Source organism: Proteiniphilum sp., assembly GCF_034927365.1.
GTDB lineage: Bacteria > Bacteroidota > Bacteroidia > Bacteroidales > Dysgonomonadaceae > Proteiniphilum.
On record NZ_JAYFQD010000001.1, the window covers coordinates 32,254 to 53,563 of the forward strand.

Annotated in this window: 8 protein-coding genes; 6 read left to right on the forward strand and 2 right to left on the reverse strand. The window is 46.1% G+C overall.

Annotated features, from left to right (window positions below; translation table 11 throughout):
- Nucleotides 1–224 precede the first annotated feature (224 nt).
- The 6 genes from VB073_RS00160 to VB073_RS00185 all read left to right on the forward strand — a co-directional run bounded on the left by VB073_RS00160 (nt 225) and on the right by VB073_RS00185 (nt 17,470).
- Nucleotides 225–3,377: a glycosyl hydrolase family 95 catalytic domain-containing protein gene (locus VB073_RS00160; protein WP_323402109.1), complete on the forward strand. Its 3,153-nt coding sequence runs from the start codon at nt 225–227 to the stop codon at nt 3,375–3,377.
- Entirely contained in the window at nt 3,374–8,353 is a 4,980-nt protein-coding gene (locus tag VB073_RS00165; protein ID WP_323402110.1) for a GH92 family glycosyl hydrolase, read from the forward strand. The genes VB073_RS00160 and VB073_RS00165 overlap by 4 nt, the downstream gene beginning before the upstream one ends.
- A gap of 48 nt (nt 8,354–8,401) precedes the next feature.
- Nucleotides 8,402–11,047 (forward strand): family 78 glycoside hydrolase catalytic domain, encoded by a 2,646-nt coding sequence (locus VB073_RS00170; RefSeq protein WP_416349485.1) that lies wholly within the window; start codon nt 8,402–8,404, stop codon nt 11,045–11,047.
- A 62-nt stretch (nt 11,048–11,109) separates the two neighbouring features.
- Nucleotides 11,110–12,495 (forward strand): SGNH/GDSL hydrolase family protein, encoded by a 1,386-nt coding sequence (locus tag VB073_RS00175; protein ID WP_323402111.1) that lies wholly within the window; start codon nt 11,110–11,112, stop codon nt 12,493–12,495.
- Nucleotides 12,496–12,524: 29 nt separating this feature from the next.
- Complete coding sequence (locus tag VB073_RS00180) at nt 12,525–15,089, forward strand: glycoside hydrolase family 38 C-terminal domain-containing protein (protein ID WP_323402112.1); 2,565 nt, start codon at nt 12,525–12,527, stop codon at nt 15,087–15,089.
- 2 nt (nt 15,090–15,091) lie between these two features.
- Nucleotides 15,092–17,470, forward strand: coding sequence for a GH92 family glycosyl hydrolase (locus tag VB073_RS00185; RefSeq protein ID WP_323402113.1), 2,379 nt, complete (start codon nt 15,092–15,094; stop codon nt 17,468–17,470).
- Here VB073_RS00185 and VB073_RS00190 read toward each other — a convergent pair whose 3' ends face one another.
- On the reverse strand, nt 17,471–19,675 hold the full coding sequence (locus tag VB073_RS00190) for a hypothetical protein (RefSeq protein WP_323402114.1): 2,205 nt from the start codon (nt 19,673–19,675) through the stop codon (nt 17,471–17,473).
- 48 nt (nt 19,676–19,723) lie between these two features.
- Nucleotides 19,724–21,043: a Gfo/Idh/MocA family protein gene (locus VB073_RS00195; RefSeq protein ID WP_416349486.1), complete on the reverse strand. Its 1,320-nt coding sequence runs from the start codon at nt 21,041–21,043 to the stop codon at nt 19,724–19,726.
- Nucleotides 21,044–21,310 lie beyond the last annotated feature (267 nt).

Sequence of the window (21,310 nt, forward strand, 5' to 3'; positions counted from 1 at the left end):
ATGGAATGATGTACTGGCTCTATAAGTCCTGGCTCTAATTGTCCTGGCTCTATCAGTCTTGATTCTATAAGTCTATAAGTCTTGGCTCTAATAGTCTAACAGTCTTGGCTCTATAAGTCTATCAGTCTATCAGTCTTGGTTCTAATAGTCTATAAGTCCTGGCTCTAATTGTCTTGGTTCTATCAGTCTATCAGTCTTGGCTCTAATAGTCTAAAAAAAATAATATGAAACTAAAAAACCTGATTACGATTCTCCTCCTGGCAGGCAGTGCAACATGGGTCTGGGGGCAAAATCCTGCCTTAAAAACACGTTACACATCTCCTGCAACGAATTGGGAGAAGGATGCATTGCCCATTGGTAACGGGTATATCGGCGGAATGGTGTTCGGTGGTGTCGGTAACGACATGATCCTTGTGAACGAAAAAACACTATGGTCCGGCGGGCCGGGTAAAAACTCCGATTACAATGGCGGTCACAAGGGAAAACCTGCCGAGATCCAACGGACTCTGCATCGGGTGAGGAAAACGTTGCAGAAGAAGATGGAAAATTTTACCGACAAGCAATCCGCCACTATGGATGCAAACGGTAATGTGGTCGCTCATAATTATGCTCCCGAGGATGAAGAACTGAAAACCAATATTCAAAGCCTGACCGGAGACAGGACAGATTTCGGCTCCTACCAACAGCTAAGCAATATACATATCGACTGCGATTTAGATACTTCCAGTCACTATTCCCACTACGAGCGTGAATTGGATATCGACAATGCTGTTGCCAAAACGACTTATCATCTGAATGGAGTGAATTATACCCGTGAATATTTTATCAGCTATCCCGATAATGTAATTGTCGTTCGCCTTACGGCTGATAAAGGGGCTTCCCTCTCCCACAAATTTTATTTTACTTCACCGCAGGACAGCATCCGGGTGAGCGTGGAAAATAACATGATTACTCTGGAAGGAAAACCGGCTGATCATGGCGATAACGGTTTGAAGTTCGCACAGCGAATGATAATTATCCCCACAGGGGGAACCCTGAGCAATGACGGCAAACGGATCAAGGTGGAGAATGCCGATGAAATACTGCTGATCTCCTCAGCTGCGACCAATTACCAACAGTCGATGGATACCGATTTCAACTATTTTTCCGAAGTCACTCCCCTTATGAAGGTTGAAAGCGGAATAAAAAAAGCGGCACGGAAGAGTTATACCCAATTGCGGGATTCACATATAAGGGACTATAAGTCTCTCTACAACAGAATGGCTATTTCACTCGACGATGCTGCGAATATAAATAACAAGACTACGGATGAACTATTAAAAGGATATAAGAATAATACCAACACATCCGCGGAAAATCTTTATCTCGAACAGTTATATTATCAGTTCGGGCGTTATCTGTTGATCTCTTCATCCCGGAAAGGATCATTACCGGCCAATCTCCAGGGAATATGGGCGGGAGGAATAAAACCGCCGTGGAACGCCGACTATCATACCAACATCAATCTGCAGATGAACTATTGGCTGGCAGAACAGACCAACCTGTCCGATTGCCATTTGCCCGTCATTGAATATACCAGAAGCCTCGTACCACGGGGAAGAGTTACCGCCCAACACTATTATTGCAAACAAGACAAAGATCCCGTCAGAGGTTGGGTCATTCACCACGAAAATAATATCTGGGGCAATACCGCTCCCGGTGACTGGTATACAGCCTTTTACTTCCCTGCCGCCGCAGCCTGGATGTGTCAGGATATCTGGGAGCATTATCAGTTCAACCAGGACAAACAATTCCTGGAAGATTATTACCGCATGATGGAAGGTGCTGCCCTGTTCTGGGTAGATAACCTCTGGCGCGATTCACGCGACGAGACGCTGGTGGCAAACCCCTCCTATTCACCCGAACATGGCCCCTACTCCCTCGGTGCAGCAGCCGATCAGGCCATTATATGGGAACTCTTCGACATGGTCATCAAGGCAAGTGAACAGTTAGGATATGACACGCCGGAAATAGAAGAGATAAAAGAGGCACAGCAACAGTTGGCAGGCCCGCAGATTGGCCTTGCCGGACAATTTATGGAATGGAAAGATGAGTTATTGATGGATATCACGGGAGACAACGGGCATCGGCATGTCAACCACCTCCACTGGCTGCACCCCGGAACCAGGATTGTCCCCGGTAGAAGTGCAGAAGATGACCTGTACGCGAAGGCGATGCAAACCACGTTGAATACACGGGGTGATGGCGGCACAGGATGGAGCAAGGCATGGAAAATCAATTTCTGGGCACGATTACATGACGGCAACCATGCCCATAAGATGGTGCAGGAGATATTGAAAGAGTCCACAGTGCCCAACCTGTTCGATACCCACCCGCCTTTCCAGATCGATGGGAACTTCGGCTCCACTTCGGGAATGACCGAGATGCTCGTACAAAGTCACGGCGGTTACATTGAAATATTACCCTCGCTTCCTGAAGCCTGGTCGAACGGACGTTTTAGGGGAATCAAAGCCCGCGGGAATTTCGAGATAGATGCCGAGTGGAACAATGGAAAGATTATCTCAATAAAGATTACTTCCGGCTCCGGAAACGACTGTGTGGTGAAATATGACGGCAAGACAATTTCCTTCCCCACCGTTACCGGAAAAAGTTATGACCTAAGCCAGTTCTTTGCTGCCACTCCAACTGAGATGGAGGAAATCAACCCACAGGCATTACAGGGCAAGAAAGTATTGTACGTTTACGGAGGATGGGAAGGGCATCAACCCAAGGAGTGCCGTGACCTGTTTGTTCCATGGCTGGAATCGGAGGGGGCGGAAGTGATTGTATCCGATCAACTGAGCAGTTACGAGGACGCTGAATTAATGGCAGGTATTGATCTGGTGATACAACACTATACCATGGGAACCATCACGGAATCGCAGGAGAGAGGCTTGTGTAATGCCGTCAAACGGGGAGTCGGTCTGGCCGGATGGCATGGAGGAATAGGTGATTCTTTCAGGAATAACACTGAATTCCAATATATGGTCGGTGGGCAATGGGTGGCACATCCGGGAAATATCATCACATACAGGGTAGATATAACCGACAAGGGAGATGGGATTACCAGGGGATTACAGGATTTTGAAATGAGATCGGAACAATATTACATGCATGTCGATCCGGATGTAAAAGTATTGGCAACCACCACCTTCTCCGGTGAACACGACGATTGGATCGGAGGGGCTGTGATTCCAGTAGTATGGAAAAAACAGTATGGGGAAGGACGGGTCTTCTACTCTTCATTAGGACATGCGGCCAGGGATTTTGAAGTTACCGAAGCATTCGAAATTATGAAACGAGGAATCAAGTGGGCGGCAGAAAGCAGACAAAAATGAACAACAAACTCAACTTACCCGGCATTCTGTTTCTTTTCTTTTTCGTGCATCATGCAGAGGCACAGGAAGAGATAAGAGAGGCCATCACTACTATCTACCCTACCAAAGACCTGGTAATATCGGACTTCATCGTTACCGATCCCCGGTTCGGAGCAAGGGCGGAGCCCGGTTTTGATAACAGGACTGCTTTTCAGGCAGCTATTGATGCGGCTTACAATAATGGTGGCGGTGTAGTGTATATTCCCGCGGGAAACTATGAATTTCACAGTACCCAAACAGGTACCCAACAGGTAAGGGTACGGGAGGGAGATCAAGAAACGAATAAAAATTTCAACTACGAGTATGTCTTGCAACTTCCCCAGAGCGTACAACTGCGTGGCGACTGGGCAGATCCCGAATTGTATGACGGAAAAGTACTCGGGACCATTCTCGAAGTATATGCCGGCAGGGATTCACCCAACCATAACGGAACCGTAAAAAGTTGGTGGAATGATCCACAGAACAATAATATGCTCCATACCACCTATACCAGTATTGCCGACAGATTCATCGACATGAGGGAAGGCACGGGCGTGACCAATCTCTCGATCTGGTATCCTCAACAAGATATAAAAAATATAAAGCCCTATCCCTGGACGCTGTACCAGACTACGGGAAACAGCGCTACGGTAGAAAACGTAACCCTTGTAAATGCTTACAATGGCTTTTATTCGGCTCCCAGTGAATTGCATTACCTCCTGCACAATTATATCACAGCCCTCAATACGGGAGTTGAAGTGCATGTGTGTACCGACATCGGCAGGATCGAGAATGTAAAGGTCAACCCGAAGTATTGGGCAAATTCAGGACTCCCGGGATCTCCCTCACTCGAGGAAGTTTCCGCCTATACCAAAGCCAACGGTACCGGTTTCAGGATGCATCGTTCCGACTGGGAGTATGTATCTTACTTACATATCTCCGGATATAAAACGGGGATGTGGATCGGCAGGGAACCCGGCTTTAGCGATGCACCCAATGCGCAGTTTTACGAAGTCCATATCGACAATTGTGAGGTAGGCCTGTACGTCCAGGATGTAAATCCATACGGATTACTCTTTTCAAATTCATCCTTCCATGCGGAAGGAAATGGACTTGCCGCCTATTTCTACGACTATTTCAGTTCATCCGTGCAGTTCAATGGTGTAGATTTCCAGGGAGCGATCGTCAGCGACGGGAGTGGCGGTGTTATTTCTTTTGAGGACTGTACATTCGACCATCACAAGAAATATGCCCTCAATATAAACAGCGGCAACCTGTTGCTTACACAATGTGAATTTAAACAGCCGGACCGCCACGTACACCTGAACACGAATGTAAATGCACTGAAATCGTTGAATTCAGGTTATAATCGGCTGTTGAAAGTTACGGACGATAGCAAGGATGCACAGATTGAAACAATCGTAGATGATAAATACCTCTTCGAGCCGATTCCGAAAAACATAAAAACAGATATTGCCGTGCATCCGGGGCCAACATCGAAGAAAGTACTGAGAATCGATTTACCGGTAGCCACCGGCTTTAATAATAACAGCCCTACAAAAGATATTTCCAACGAATTACAAGCCGCGCTGAACACCATGAAAGCTGCCGGCGGCGGTACGGTTTACCTCCCCGGAGGGAGATATCTGGTAGACCATCCTGTCACCGTTCCTTCAGGCGTTGAACTGAGGGGTACATGGGATGTACAGCATCATACCCAAAGCGGCGGTACCGCTATTTTCACAAACTATGCAGGTGGTCCGGCAGGAGAAGAAGGTCCTTCACTCATCCAACTCGAAGCCAACGCGGGTATCAGAGGATTCAAGATTGTACAGCAAAACATTGCAACCGATGAGTTCAGCAACTCCAACCCGAGAAAAACTCCCTTCCTGATCCAGGGAAAAGGAAAGGATATCCATATTATAAATATCACGATTTCTGGCGGTGACAAAGGAATAGACCTGGCATCCCATAAGACGGACGGACACTATGTTGATTATTTTGCCGGAGTACTTGCGAGAGCCGGCATTTGGGTAGGCGGAGGCGCCAAGGGCGGGTTTATCAGGAATATACAGCTCAATCCGCATTATGGAATGAGGCATCCGCGTGAAGGACAGGGATACCCGGGTGTAAATATGATGCATTTCGTACAGGCAAATTGCAGCGGATTAAAATTTGCCGATGTGAAAAACCAGACCATCTTCAATAATTTTGTCTACGGATCAGTGTATGGGATACATTTTCTGAAAGACGCAATCACAGGGAATAATCCCGGAGAAATGACAATCATCGGTCATGGATCAGACGGATGTACCTATGCCTTGTTTATAGAAAATGCAGACAAGGAGACCCGAATCGTGGCAATCAATTCCGAGTTGGTCAATACACACATAGAGGCACAGCCTGTCAGGTCATACCTCCTGATGGGAGACGGGATAAACACCGGAAAAGTTCACCCCGAGGCACAGCTGATCCTATACAACAGCGCCTTCTGGGGTAGTCCGACGGTAGGCGCCATCATCAATAACGGTACAATACGTTTCCAACAGGCCAATTTCCAACGCACAGGCACTCCCGGTATAGATGTCAGAGGAGGAAAAGCACATGTCTATTCCTCCTACTTCGCACAAAGAATGCCGGACGACAATACAGGAAATAACGTCTACGGGCGATTACGTGCAACCGGCAGATCAATGGAACTCACCAACAATTATTATCAGTCGGGATTAATCACCCAAAAGAACCTGGTTGAATATGTGAATACACTGCAAGGTACAGATTCCCATTTCGGATTGAGTTATGGTAATACCTATGCTACAACAGCCATGCCGTTTGCCATGCACACCTGGTCGGCACAGACCGGGAAGAACGGAGAAGGATGGAAGTATCAATATGCGGTAGACAAAATAAGGGGATTCCAGCAAGCTCACCAGTGCAGTCCATGGGTTTCGGATTATGCCGTTTACTCCCTGATGCCGATAATGGGAGAATTAATAGTCAATCAGGATGAACGTGCCACAAAATTCAGCCACAAGAATGAAGTGGCCAGACCTCACTATTATTCGGTTCAACTCGATAACGGGATAGTCACGGAGATGGCACCTACCACACGGGGTGTTCATTTGCGGTTCAGCTGGCCAAAAAATAAGGGTGACGCCTATCTAGTGCTGGACGGTTATACCGACAGGAGCGAGATATATATAGATCCGTCTAAAAATGAAATCAGAGGATGGGTTAACAACCAGCGATTTGTGAATCATTCCGAGAACTTCCGCAACTATTTCGTGATCCGTTTCGATAAGCCATTTGAAACGTATGGCGTATGGGAAAACCAGACCGATTCCATTTTTCCGGGTAGGGACTCCGGCAGCGGGAAAGGGTATGGAGCATTTGTGAAGTTCAAATCCGGAGCAAAAGTGCAGGCTAAGGCTGCCTCTTCCTATATCAGTTATGATCAGGCACGGCTCACACTGGAGCGTGAATTGGGGAATGATAAAAGCCTGGAAGCCACGAAAAAGAGAGGGGCGCAAACCTGGAATGAATTATTGGGCAGGGTTCTGGTAGAAGGCGGTACGGAAGAACAGGTAAGGACTTTTTACTCCTGCCTGTACAGGGCTAACCTTTTTTCAAGGAAATTCTACGAGAGGGATGAGAATAACGAACCTTATTATTATAGCCCTTATGACGGGAATATTTATAAAGGATATATGTACACCGACAACGGCTTCTGGGATACCTTCAGGTCCCAGTTCCCATTGACGAATATTTTGCATCCTACGATGCAGGGGAGATATATGAATGCGCTTCTCGATGCGCAGGAACAGTGTGGCTGGCTCCCATCATGGTCGTTCCCCGGGGAAACCGGTGGCATGATCGGCAATCATGCCATATCCCTGTTGACAGATGCTTGGGTAAAAGGTATCAGAACCTTCGATCCCGAAAGAGCTTTGAAAGCCTATGCCAAAGAGTCGATGAACAAAGGACCCTGGGGCGGAGCCAACGGACGTGCAGGATGGAAAGAATACTGGCAACTGGGATTCGTGACTCATCCCGAATCGTTGGGATCTACGTCGCAAACATTGGAATATGCGTATGACGATTTCTGTGGATATAACCTTGCCAGGATGACGGGAAATAAGTTCTATGAGCAGGTATTTGCCAAACAGATGTACAACTATAGGAATATGTTCGATGCTTCTACCGGTTTCATGAGAGGGCGTGACCTGAATGGCAACTGGATAGAACCATTTGATCCGTATGAATGGGGAGGCGCCTACTGTGAAGGCAATGCATGGCATTATACCTGGTCGGTTTTCCACGACGTACAGGGATTGATCAACCTGTTCGGTAGTGATGGGAAATTAACCACTAAAATGGATTCTGTCTTCACGATATCCAATAAAATTGTGCCCGGGAGCTATGGCAGTATTATTCATGAGATGAGGGAGATGGAATTGGCCAATATGGGGCAGTATGCGCATGGGAATCAGCCTATCCAGCATATGATCTTTCTCTACAGCTACGCAGGCCAACCCTGGAAGACCCAATATTGGGCACGTCAGATCATGGACAGGCTCTACAACTCCACAGAGAAAGGATATCCCGGGGACGAGGATCAGGGAGGCATGTCGTCGTGGTACATCCTGAACGCCCTGGGCCTTTACAGCGTTTGCCCCGGTACTGACGAGTATGTAATCGGAAGCCCCCTGTTTCCTAAAGTAACCATTACCATGGAAGATGGCAAGAGGTTCGTCATCGAAGCCGGCAACAATTCCAAAGAAAATGTGTACATCCAGTCTGCAAGCCTGAACGGAAAGAGTCTGGATAAAAATTATATCAGGTACGATGATATAGTCAATGGAGGAGTACTTCGTTTTGAGATGGGAGATAAACCCAACAGGCAGAGAGGTATATCCAAGGATGCTGCTCCGTTTTCATTGTCGAAAGCTGAAAAGTAAAAAAACACCGGTTTATCAAGATGAATAATCAATAAAAACAACACTATCATGATGAGAAAAACAGCATTGGCAATACTCCTGAATATTATCTTGTGTGGCAATCTCTTAAGTATTTCTTCACCGGTACTGGTCGATCTGAGATGTGAGAATTTAGTCAATCCCAACGGAATTGATAACTCCTCCCCACACTTTAGTTGGAAGATCCAAAGCGATACCCCAATGGTACAGCACTATTATGAGATTCAAGTGGCTTCCGATAGTCTGTTACTCATTAATGACAGGGCTGATTTATGGAACTCCACGAAGGTTCGATCGTCAGCTTCGGTGATGGTCCCCTACAAAGGAAAACCTTTGCAATCGCGTATGTTATGCTATTGGAGGGTCCGGGTGTGGGATGAAAAAGGAAATATTTCCGCATGGAGTCCGGTTCAACGATTTGGCATTGGCGTTTCAGAGAATGATCCCCTTAAAGGGGAATACATAGGACTGACTACCGGAGATGCCAGGTCGCCGATATTAAGAAAATCATTCGCGATGGACAAATCGGGCATAACCCTCCTTCATGTAAATTCGTTAGGCTATCATGAAATTTATCTCAACGGGGAAAAGGTAGGGGATGATGTATTGTCCCCCGCTGTTTCCCAGTTAAACAAACGTTCACTGGTAGTTACGTATGATGTAACTCCTTATCTGCGGCAGGGAGAGAATGAATTAATCCTATGGCTGGGGCAGGGATGGTATAAAAAGACCACCTTTGGTGCAGACCATGATGGGCCGGTCGTCAAGGCGGAAATGAATACACTGCAAAATAGGAAGTGGAAGCAGGTTGTTGTTACCGATGATACCTGGGTCGGGCGTGAAAGCGGCTATTCCGATACCGGCACATGGCAAGCCCTCCAGTTTGGAGGGGAAAGGATAGACGGTCGTTTACTGCCCGGTAATCTTTCGGGAAAAGGGTTGGAAAACATAAAGTGGGTACCGGTGAAAACCATCCGGGTTCCAGATCATAAGGTATCCCCTCAAATGTGTGAACCCAATAAAATACAGGAAGTAATTATACCCAAAAGCATAGAACCATTGGGTAACAATTCCTGGCTGGTTGATATGGGCAAAACCCTGACCGGATGGTTTGAGTTGAGGATCCCTCAACTCCCGGAAGGAGATGAAATCAAGGTCGTCTACAGTGATTACATGACAAAAGAGGGGGCTATCGAGGAACAAGGAGAGAGTGATATCTATATCGCTTCCGGTAAACCCAATGATCTATTCTGTAACAAGTTTAACCATCATGCCTTTCGTTATGTGAAGATTACCAACCTGCCCATAAGACCCACGAAAAATCAGATAAAGTCTTATCTGATCCACGGCGATTATCAGCCGGCGGCTACCTTCAGGTGCTCCGACAATGAGCTGAACGCTATCCATGATATGGTAAACTATACCTTGCGCACCTTGACTTTCAGTGGTTATATGGTGGATTGTCCCCATATAGAACGCACCGGATACGGAGGAGACGGCAATTCTTCCACCCAGGCATTACAAACAATGTACGATGTGTCCCCTACCTACATGAACTGGTTACTGGCCTGGAAAGACGCCATGCGTGAAGGGGGAAGCCTGCCGCATGTAGCTCCTAACCCCGGTGCCGGTGGCGGTGGTCCCTACTGGTGTGGATTCATTGTATTGGCTCCCTGGAGAACTTATGTGAATTATGGTGATCCCCGTTTACTGGATCGTTATTACAGTACGATGAAAGAATGGATGGGTTATGTGGATAAATATACGGTAGATGGCCTTCTCAAACGCTGGCCCGACACACCATACCGCGATTGGTATCTGGGCGACTGGCTTGCACCGGAGGGAGTGGATACCGGCAACCAATCTTCCATTGACCTGGTGAACAACTGCTTTATCAGTGAGTGTTTAAGTGCATTACAGAAGATTGCCACCTTGCTGGATAAGCAGGAGGAAGCGAAAGCGTTTGCCCAAAGAAAGACTCAATTGAATCGATTGATCCACGAAACCTTCTATGATCCCGGGAAGAATATCTATGCCACAGGTTCGCAGCTCGATATGTCTTATCCTATGTTGGTAGGGGCTGTTCCGGAAGAGTTGTATGATAAAGTAAAAGAAGAATTGGTAGCCCGCACAAACCAGTATCATAATGGACATCTGGCTGTTGGTCTGGTCGGTGTGCCTATCCTCACCGATTGGGCCATACAAAACCGTGAAGTGGACTTCATGTATTCGATGTTAAAGAAAAAGGATTATCCCGGGTATTTATACATGCTCGACAATAATGCGACTACCACATGGGAGTACTGGAAGGGCGAACGTAGCCGCATACATAACTGCTATAACGGCATCGGCAGTTGGTTCTACCAGGCAGTGGGAGGTATCAGGGTTGATGAAGAACATCCCGGTTATCAGCACGCTTTCATTGAACCTCAAATTCCAAAAGGAGTCACCTGGGCGCATACTACAAAGGAATCACCTTACGGAACCATTGTGGTGAATTGGGAATTGAAGGAGAATCGACAAAATATGCGTATAATACTCCCAATAGGAGTAAAAGCAACTGTATCTTTGCCCAATGGTACCCTCCGGTGTATTGTGGATGGTAAGAGCGTTGACGCCGATAAGCAATTCCTAACGCTACAGGAAGGAACCTATGAAGTTCAATTTGAATTTTAAAGCCAGCTTCATATTAATTCAATGAAGTTCATTTATTCAATCAATCATAGAGATTTAATCATATGAGGAAATTTGTAGTTCTACACTGTTGTTTGTTTTTTATCGTGAGTAGCACCTTTTCACAGAATCTTCATCTATTCAATGAAGGGGAAAGGATTGTATTTTTAGGAAACAGCATCACGGATGGAGGTCATTATCATTCGTTCATCTGGCTGTATTATATGACAAGATACCCTGACAGGAATATCCATGTCCTGAATGCAGGAGTTGGCGGCAATACGGTACTTGACATGTACAAGCGACTGGATGGAGATGTCTTCAGTAAAAATCCCACTACACTGGTTGTTACATTTGGAATGAATGACTCCGGATATTTTGAGTATAACGGAGATAATGGAGCCGAATTCGGAGAGGCAAAATACCAGGAGACCTATGAAAATTTCAAACTGATGGAAGGGCGGCTAAAAGGACTCTCCGCTACAAAGATTGTAATGATGGGAGGATCTCCTTATGACGGATCGGCAGAGATCGAAGACAATACCGCATTGAAAGGTAAAAACGAGGTGATGCAGCGTATCGTGGCATTTCAGAAGAAATCAGCCGAAGAGAACAATTGGGAGTTTCTGGATTTGAATGAGCCTATGACAGCTATTAACCGAAAGTATCAGGAGAATGATCCAGGATTTACTATCTGTGGCCTTGACCGCATTCATCCTGAAAATGATGGCCATATGGTGATGGCGTATCTTTTCCTCAAGGAACAGGGATTGACCGGCAATGTAGTGGCAGACTTTGAAGTGAATGCATCCAAAAGATCAGTGGTCCGTTCCGAGAATTGTGAGATATCGAATATAAGGGGTAATAAAGAGAGTCTCTCTTTTGATTACCTCGCTTATTCGTTACCCTATCCGTTAGACACTATTCCTCGCGGGTGGAATGTAAAGAAATCACAGGCTGACGCAATGGAATATATCCCGTTCATGGAAGAGATGAACCGTGAGGAAATTAAAGTCACCGATTTAGCCAAGGGAGGCTACAAGATGTTTATCGATGGTGAGGAAATCGGCACATGGTCGTCTGACGCTTTGAGCAACGGCGTGAATCTGGCAGCAGAAACCAGAACACCGCAATACCAGCAGGCTCTGTCCATTATGCATCTGAATGAAATACGTTGGGAGATTGAACGTAATTTCAGGGATTATGCCTGGATACAATTCGGCTTTTTCCAGGAGAGGGGATTACTTTTTGCCAATAACCGGGCATCGCTTGAGGCGGTTGATAAGGAGACAGCTAATAATTTGTGGTTAAGAATACACAGGGATAACTATGCCCGGATGATGCATCAGTCGTTTCGGGAGACCCAACAGGCAGAAATGGATATGCTCATCTCGAAAATATATGAAATTAATCAACCTGTAAAGAGAAAAATAACTTTGGTAAAGATTTGATGTCTAAGCGAGTAAGAGAAAGGAATAGTATGGCATTTGGAGATTTAAATCGGGAGTACAGGTTATTTATCTTTAGTCTGTTTTGTTTCCTGCTGGTGAAAATCCCTGTCCTGTCGCAAACCGCATGGTTTACGGATGGTTATCATGGTGGAATCTATGGTCACTACCCGATATGGCAGGCACGGTTCATGGTGGAGCAGTTGGAGAAGCATCCCGACTGGGCAATCAATCTGGAGATCGAACCTGAGACCTGGGATACGATCAGTGTGACAGATGCGAAGAACTTCAAAGCGTTTCAGTCATATTTTGAGAAAGAAGGTCCGACAGGACGAATAGAGTTTGTCAATCCGACCTGGTCGCAACCATACTGTTATAATATCTCGGGAGAAAGTATTATCCGGCAATTTCATTATGGTATGGCAAAAACCAGGGAGTACTTTCCGAATGCCTCTTTCCTCACTTATGCCGTGGAAGAACCCTGCTTCACAAGCAGTTTACCCCAGATCCTCCAAGGTTTTGGTTTTCAATACGCAGTATTGAGAAATCCCAATACCTGTTGGGGAGGATATACCAGTGCTTTCGGTAAAGATCTGGTCAACTGGATCGGACCCGACGGGACTACCATTTCCGCCGTACCGAGATATGCCGTAGAGGAGTTATCCACGGAATCGACCTGGCAAACCGAGTCATGGACCAACTCCCGTAGTTTCATCGAGAAATGCTTTGCCAACGGCATCCAATATCCGGTAGGGATGTGTTTTCAGGATGCAGGGTGGAACGGAGGCCCATGGGGGAGTGAATATAAACCTACACGATATACCACCTGGACCAACTATTTTGAGATGATAAAAGGGAAGGTGAAACCGGAAGAGTGGCGTTTCTCCCAGGAAGATATCAAACCGGGATTGGTGTGGGGTGCCCAGGTGATACAACAAATTGCGCAACAGGTACGGGCAAGTGAAAACCTGCTCGTCACAGCAGAAAAGATGGCTGCGATGGATTATCTGTTCAACGGCGAGAGATGGCCGGAGAAGGATTTTGCCGAAGCATGGCGAACATTGATGCTTGCCCAGCACCACGACTGCTGGATCGTGCCATATAACGGTAAACCGGGAGATACCTGGGCCGATAAGGTAGTCCGCTGGACGGATGCCACTAATCAAATTGCATCCGGAAAGATATCGAATCTCTTTAAGGGGGGCAATAACTCTGAATATATCCGGATATATAATACCTCGGGGGCGGCTCGTGAAGAGGAGGTAGCACTGATTTTACCGGAATATCTTCGAAGCCGCCAGGTGGAAGTCGTGGATGCCAAGGGTAAACCTGTTCCCCATCAGCTTTCAGAAGAGGATAACGGTAATGTGAAACTGCTCTTCGAAGCATCTGTCCCCGGAATGGGGTATGCCACCTACAGGTTGAAACAGAGTAATAAGAAACTACCCTCTCCTAAAAAGGTGAACCCTTCTTCAAAAAAAATCAGGATAGAAACAGACTACTATTCGGTAATTATCGATCCTGCGCATGGCGGTACCATCACCAGCCTGATCGATAAAAAAAACGGGAACAGGCAACTGGTTCAGCACGGGAGATACCTCAACGACCTGAGGGGATTTTTCTATCAAGAGGGAAAATTTCACCAGGGATCTGAGAATCGCGCCAACACCTCGATCATCGGGGAGGGAGAATTATTTACCCGCGTGAAGGTCGAGAATCAGATTGCCGGACAGCACTATTGGCAACTGATCACTTTTTATAAAAAGAATCCCCGTATCGACTTCGCCTTGCATATCGATTGGGAAGGAGAGCCCGGAATCGGTGCCTATGATCATGGCAGGCATTATGAAGCCAAAGAGCGGAATAAGGCTTTTTATAATGACGACTATAAACTCCATGTACTGTTCCCGCTCAACGAGGTCGGTCGGAAGCTATACAAGAACGCGCCCTTTGACGTCACTGAAAGCCGGCTCGACAATACGCTCTATTCAAGTTGGGATAGTATCAAGCATAACGTGATCCTGAACTGGGTGGATCTTACCGGTCAGAAACAGGATTATGGAGTGGCGCTGTTTTCAGACCACACTACGAGTTATCTGCAAACCGACAGCCTGCCGCTGGGATTAACCGTGCAATATACCGGCAGGGCTTTATGGGGAAGAAATTACAGGACTCATGGACCCACCAAAATACGGTATGCGCTCTTGCCTCATTCCGGCAACTGGGAAACGGGTTCGGTAGAAAAAGCAAGCGGTCAGTGGAATGAGCCAATGGTTGCACAACTCACCCCCCACTCTACTGGAGTGCCGGATATGTCGTTGCTTGAAACTGTCGGCGACAATCTGGAAATATCGTCTATGACCGTAGAAAATAAAAATCTGCTTATACGTATCTATAATACTTCCTCCCGTGACACTGCACGGGAAATAATCCTGAACTACAGTGTAGGAAAAATAGAACAGGTAGACCTCAACGGTAATCTTATCCGAGAGCTATTACCCGTCAATAAAGGAAATGGACAGTTACAAACAAAAATAACAATACCTCAATTCGGCTTCGTGACATTGCGGTTAATCGACATGAAACTAAAAAAATAAGGATGACTAATAAATACTACCCTGCAATACTCTTATGGTTACTGCTGATACACTATGCCTGTACAAACGACAATAACAGGAAAGATGATTATGCCTCCTATGTAAATCCTTTTATCGGTGCCAGCACCAGTGTGGATGCCGCGGGAGTTTATCACGGTCTGGGCAAGACTTTCCCCGGAGCAACCACTCCGTACGGCATGGTGCAGTGTAGCCCCAACACGATTACCGGTGGTGATAACGGATCGGGTTACAGTTATGAACATACGACGATAGAAGGGTTTGCCATGACCCAGTTAAGTGGTATCGGCTGGTACGGCGAACTGGGTAATTTTCTAATAATGCCCACAACCGGTGAGATGAAAACCATCGCCGGGACCGAGGCTCATCCCGATAACGGCTATCGTTCCCGTTATTCAAAAGAGAATGAGATTGCATCGGCGGGTTATTATTCCGTCGTTTTGGATAACTATGCAATAAAAGTAGAAGCCACTGCCACCACACATTGCGGCATCTATCGCTTCACTTTCCCTGAAAATCCTCAATCGCGTATCCAGATCGATCTTGCCCGAAGGGTTGGGGGGACATCTACCTTTCAATCGGTAAAGGTGATTGATGAGCATACCATCGCGGGCAGAATGGAATGTCCGCCCGAAGGAGGGGGATGGGGAAATGGCGACGGTAAAGCCAATTATACGGTTTACTTCTATGCACAATTCAGCAAACCACTCAAAGAGTATGGTTTCTGGAGTGCCGACATTCCGGATGGTATGCCTCGGAAACGTGAGGATGTTACCTCGGAAGCATACCAGTCATTGGTCGCCAATGCCCGGATAGAAAAGGGATTGACTGAAACAGAAGGTAGGCATCTGGGATTTTTTGCCAACTTTCCCTCTTCTGAAGGAGAAGAGGTTATACTCAAAACCGGTATTTCATTTGTCAACCTGGAAGGAGCCAGGGAAAACCTGGAGAGAGAAATCACTGATTGGGATTTTGACCGGGTTCATCAGGAGGCGTATGATGCATGGAATAACGCACTGCAAAAAATAAAAGTAGAGGGTAAGGATGATGAAGAGAAGAAGATATTCTATACTGCTCTTTATCATACTATGATAGACCCGAGGATCTTTGAAGATGTAAACGGCGATTATATGGGAGGAGACGGGGAAATCCGTCAATCGGGCAATTTCACCAAAAGGACGATCTTCAGCGGATGGGATGTATTCCGGGCGCAGTTCCCTTTACAGACACTCATCAATCCGACACTTGTCAACGACATGGTGCAATCGCTTGTCACGCTTGCCGATGAGAGTGGCAAGGGTTATTTTGAAAGATGGGAGTTGTTGAATGCATATAGCGCCTGTATGATTGGAAACCCGGCCATATCGGTGCTAACAGACGCTTTCTTTAAGGGAATTGATGACTTTGACATCGATAAAGCATATCAGATTGCCATAAAGACAAGTGAAAGAAGCGGCAATGAGCTGCTTGGTTTTGCTGTCCGTAGCGATGCATCCGATTCAGGAAGCGCAGGATATGCCGTGGGTGATTTTTCTATCTCCAATACCCTTGAATTGAGTTATACCGAGTGGTGCCTGTCTCAATTGGCTGAAAAACTGGGCCATAAGGAGGAGTATGAGAAATATATCGCCCTATCCAAAAGCTATAAGAATATATTTGATCCTGAAGTAGGCTGGTTTAGAGCAAAGAATGAAGATGGGAGCTGGAAGGAGTGGCCTGAAAGAGGGCGCCTCCAGGATGGATACGGCACAGTGGAGAGCAACCCGTATCAACAAGGATGGTTTGTACCCCACGATGTGGAAGGTATGGTAGCGTTAATGGGAGGCAAGGAAAAGGTGATCGCTGATTTGATTGAGTTTTTCGAAAATGTGCCTGAGGATATGATGTGGAACGAATACTATAACCATGCGAACGAACCGGTACATCACGTTCCTTTCCTTTTTAACCGTCTGGGACATCCCTGGCTTACCCAGAAATGGAGCCGGGAAATATGCCGCAGGGCTTACAACAACAGTGTGAACGGTTTGGTGGGAAATGACGATGTGGGACAAATGTCGGCATGGTATGTACTTGCTTCCATTGGCCTTTATCAGGTGTGTCCCGGCGACCTGCGTTTCGAGATCACCAGTCCCGTTTTTGATGAGATAACCATTCTGTTAGACGATAAATATGCATCCGGAAATTCATTTACCATCAGAACTATCCATAATTCTGAAGAGAATATCTATATCCAGAGTGTAAAATTCAATGGAAAACCGCTGGATAGATACTATCTCCATTATGGGGAAATCATTTCGGGAGGAATTTTAGAAATAGAGATGGGACCGAAACCCAAGATACAGTCTGTATTCGTTTTAGAATAGTTATTCTACCACGTACCAATTGTAACTGTCCGCCGGGATAGAAATTTTTAGCGTGATGGAATAATCCCGGTTAAGCTTATACCTTTTCCCTTTTGGTTCATCTTTTTCTTTTACAATAGCGCTCTCCGTTAGACCTGAATAATACAACGGAAGGGAGATCTCTTTCTCAATCGGCTCATTTAAGGGGTTATACACCATGATAAAAGCTTTTTCCTTCAGATCAGGGTTCACGTGCATAATGCCGTCCCAGTCACGCCCATCGGCACGACGCAAATGGATAATATCGGAGTTAAGGATATCCCGGTATCGTTTATACCAGTCAATAATATTCTGTACCACCTGCTTAGTCTCTTCTGTGTCATACAGCCTCGGCCCACGGTAGCAAGCCTGCACACCGGCACCATAGTATTGCACCATCAGTTGCTCGTAATCTTTTAAATGCTCACTCAACGGTTCCAGTACTGCATCGGCTCCACCGCCATGGTAGGCAGTCAGTGGTACAAACCCCCACCCCATGGATGGGGTCTTCAACCATGTCCCATCATAAATATTCTGACGATTTAGAATTTTTTGCCGGTCGCGGGGCAGAGAGAAATTCACTTCCCTGTAACCCAAAGCAATCTTATTGGTTCCGTCCAGAAAATACCAGTCAGGTGCATTCACATACACTCCCCGTGCATTGAACCAACGGTACAACTCTTTTTGCAGCTCCATCTGTTTCCATTGTGAGTCGTGCAATCCTTCATGTCCCGGATGGGAAGTAGAAGCACAGACATCTCCCGGATATGGTCCATCATTCTCGAAAATATCAAAGCCTGTTTGGGTGAACATATATTTCAACTTCCGGATATATGCAAGTCCCCAGTCACTGGCGAGACAAGGTGCCTTTCCGAAGAATGCTCCTCCCGGCTTTCCGGTAAGGGGGTCGATGACATCGGTCTCCGGTCCTATCGACCTGCTTGAGAAGAGAGAGTAACAGCCGATCTGGATCCCTTTCTCATGTGCATAATCGGCAAACACCTTCACCCTCTTCACATTCACGGCCGAGGTATCTTCAATGTTTATATGACTTCCAAAACTAAGGATCACTGCTTCATAGCCTGTCTCGGCACATTGGTCGATAGCAGTAAAAACCTGCTCGTCGGTACGGCTGACCAGATGCATGAAGATAGGGTTCTCAGTCACCCACGGCGTCACGGTGCGGTACATTTTCCGTACGGCCAACCCGTTCCGTTCCCTGTCATACCCGTCAAATAAGAGTTGAAAGCTGTGGGGTGATCTGAATCGGTCTCCTCCTTTTAACCGTTCATTGGGATCGGTTTTCGGATATATTTCTAATATACAGGGGGTATCATAATTATAATTGACTTGGGAAGTATATTGGTAATCCCTTTTCCAATGGGCGGTTTGATCGCTTACACGATAATTCATCGCATTATTGAATGCATAATTGGTCTCAACATAGATATATTGGGGTTTTAGCATCTCTTCCGGCAAACCCACAACCGCAGATTCCTCCTCTACCAACGCCAGTGATTCACTTACTACTCTATTGATCACGAAAGATTGACTACCTTTATTTTCGATCTCCACCCATTTGTTTATCAGTGGTATCCCGTCGTATAGCTCATAATTGACTATAATAGTGATATCTTTCAGCCTCGGATCATTTACGGCATCATACAAGAAGCTGACCCTTTTTCCTGTCGGCAACGAGGGATTGGAAGCCCAGCGGGCAGGCTTCCAATCGAGATAAGGAGTGATACCGGAAATATGAGTATCGCTCAATTGAAATTCCCTTTCGAAAGAAGTAAATGTATCCACCCATTCCTGCTTCAGATATCCCCTCTCTTTCTGCCCTTCCAAACCTCCAACAGGATATGCTATCATATCAATTGTCACAATTGTCTCCGGATGAATGGCGCGCAACATTTCCAATCCGGTAGTGAGGTTTTTATAGCTGACACAAGCTACATCCGGGATGATTCTGAAAACACGCTCCACAAGTCCATTCGAAAGGATCAGTTCTCTCCGGTCGGCAGATGCGAAAACTCCGGCTTTGTAGGTACTATTCCTCAAAAGCCAATCAATCTGCTGATGTTGGGGAGAATAAACCGGTAGTCCATTCACTTCCGGCTCCTGCTTGCGGGCATACAGATTCACTATTGTGAACAGCGATATCAATACCGGAAAAAAGAATTTCATATTGTACAGATTATTGTATCATACTTCACAACTCCTTTTCATGAATCATTAACCATGCAGCACCTTTTCCATATCAATGACCGGCCAGGGTTGATAGTTTCTCCATGCCCCACGGGTAAAATCAGGAATAGCCACAGAACAACTCTTGTTCAATACCGACCGTTCGGTCAATTCTACCAGTGAGGACCATGCTGCCGCATCATATACACTCTGGTCCAATGGATAACCTTTTTGCAAACAATAGATCAGTCGCCAGTCCATAATGAAGTCCATACCTCCGTGTCCGCCTATCTGTTTTGCCCGTTCACCGATGAACTTGCTTAATGGATGCTCGTACTGGGATAGTATCTCCTTCTGGTCTCCTTCTTTCAGGAATGAATGTGTCTCGGGTTGGATGGCCACCTTCTCATCCGGATATTTCACCGCCATGCCTTTTGTTCCCTGTACCAGGTGAATACGGGAATAGGGCCGCGGAGAAGTAGTATCATGTTGAATCATAATACTTTTACCCATAGCTGTATGAATGATCGTAGTATTCATATCTCCCAGCATATACCGTTCCGACAAGGTAATGCGTTCATCATCCTTTAAATTCTCTTTTGCCCAGAGAGACAATCCGAATTGATTGGTAGAGACGGATGACAGATATTCCATCCGATCACCCTGGTTTATTCCCATTACCTGGGCAATAGGTCCTAAGCCATGAGTAGGATACGGATTTCCCGTGTGATATTTGCTATATTCCAGGCGCCAATGTTTATAGTATCCGTTAAATTTTGAGTCACGCAAATCATGAATATAAGCTCCTTCGGTATGTATAATTTCTCCCAACAGTCCCAAACGGGCCATATTAAGGGTGGCCAGCTCAAAGAAATCGTAACAACAGTTTTCGAGCATCATGCAGTGCAGTTGCTTCTCTTCCGCCTTATCCACTAATGCCCAGCAATCTTTTACTGTAAGTGCGGCCGGCACTTCAATGGCCACATGTTTACCATGGTCCATGGCATACAAGGCGATTGGGACATGGAGTACCCATGGGGTAGCATTATAGATCAGATCAATATCATCCCGCTCACACATCTTTTTCCAGTCTTCTTCCCCGGTATAGGTTGCCGCCTCTTTCCGTTTATTATTCCGGAGAGTCTTCTGACTGTTATTGACACGTTCCGGATTCAGGTCGCACAAAGCCACGATTTCCGTACCTTCAATCCGACTAAGCCTGTCGACTGCGCCACCTCCACGTCCCAGTCCCACGACCCCTATACGTACTGTAGGGATGGGATTACAACGCAGACCCAATACTGATTTACCTTTAGCCGGCGGAGTAAGTTCATCAAAACTATCCGGTTTCGCCGGATCCGATACCATACGCTCCATTGCATCCAGTTTACTACCAAATGCCACCGCACTTCCTGCTAAAGAAGTCCTCAAAAACTGCCTTCTGTTAATTGCCATAGTAATGTATATTTAAGTATATAAAGAGATTGATTATTGATTCAGGAGCTAATCTGATTTCACCGTAAAAAGAACGTTTTCAACACAGATATTCTACAAAGATGCAAAAAAATATTTACAAAAAACCGGTATACCTGCCATTTTGTATGGACAGGTAACCGGTTCATCTGTTTTCTGATC

What these genes read in the sequence shown, in the direction of transcription:
- VB073_RS00185 (WP_323402113.1), top strand. Translation starts at nt 15,092, where the DNA reads ATGACTAATAAATACTACCCTGCAATACTCTTATGGTTACTGCTGATA.
- VB073_RS00180 (WP_323402112.1), top strand. Translation starts at nt 12,525, where the DNA reads ATGGCATTTGGAGATTTAAATCGGGAGTACAGGTTATTTATCTTTAGT.
- VB073_RS00175 (WP_323402111.1), top strand. Translation starts at nt 11,110, where the DNA reads ATGAGGAAATTTGTAGTTCTACACTGTTGTTTGTTTTTTATCGTGAGT.
- VB073_RS00160 (WP_323402109.1), top strand. Translation starts at nt 225, where the DNA reads ATGAAACTAAAAAACCTGATTACGATTCTCCTCCTGGCAGGCAGTGCA.
- VB073_RS00170 (WP_416349485.1), top strand. Translation starts at nt 8,402, where the DNA reads ATGATGAGAAAAACAGCATTGGCAATACTCCTGAATATTATCTTGTGT.
- VB073_RS00195 (WP_416349486.1), bottom strand. Translation starts at nt 21,043, where the DNA reads ATGGTATCGGATCCGGCGAAACCGGATAGTTTTGATGAACTTACTCCG.
- VB073_RS00190 (WP_323402114.1), bottom strand. Translation starts at nt 19,675, where the DNA reads ATGAAATTCTTTTTTCCGGTATTGATATCGCTGTTCACAATAGTGAAT.
- VB073_RS00165 (WP_323402110.1), top strand. Translation starts at nt 3,374, where the DNA reads ATGAACAACAAACTCAACTTACCCGGCATTCTGTTTCTTTTCTTTTTC.